Here is a 315-nt window from a genome sequence, read left to right as displayed (position 1 = left end):
CGGCGGTTCGATCCCGTCATCCTCCACCATTTAGCCGACTTAGCTCAATTGGTAGAGCAACTGACTTGTAATCAGTAGGTTGGGGGTTCAAGTCCTCTAGTCGGCACCAGTTTTTAATTGTACGAGCCATTAGCTCAGTTGGTAGAGCATCTGACTTTTAATCAGAGGGTCGAAGGTTCGAATCCTTCATGGCTCACCATTTTTAATAAAATATGCGGGTGTGGCGGAATTGGCAGACGCACTAGACTTAGGATCTAGCGCCTTTGGCGTGGGGGTTCGACTCCCTTCACCCGCACTTTTAATAAAATATCTCAT

General features: G+C 47.3%; 3 tRNA genes. All 3 read left to right on the top strand.

The features are described 5' to 3' along the window. The first annotated feature begins 33 nt into the window (after positions 1 to 33). The 3 genes from ACS2MN_RS31080 to ACS2MN_RS31070 all read left to right on the top strand — a co-directional run bounded on the left by ACS2MN_RS31080 (position 34) and on the right by ACS2MN_RS31070 (position 295). Positions 34 to 109: transfer RNA gene (locus ACS2MN_RS31080), tRNA-Thr, on the top strand. A gap of 14 nt (positions 110 to 123) precedes the next feature. Next, positions 124 to 199: transfer RNA gene (locus ACS2MN_RS31075), tRNA-Lys, on the top strand. A gap of 15 nt (positions 200 to 214) precedes the next feature. After that, positions 215 to 295 (top strand) — tRNA-Leu (locus ACS2MN_RS31070). The last annotated feature ends 20 nt before the right edge of the window (positions 296 to 315 follow it).

The sequence above is a fragment of the Bacillus cereus group sp. BceL062 genome (assembly GCF_051780025.1).
Lineage (GTDB): Bacteria > Bacillota > Bacilli > Bacillales > Bacillaceae_G > Bacillus_A > Bacillus_A toyonensis.
This window is presented reverse-complemented; position numbering and strand designations above follow the sequence as displayed.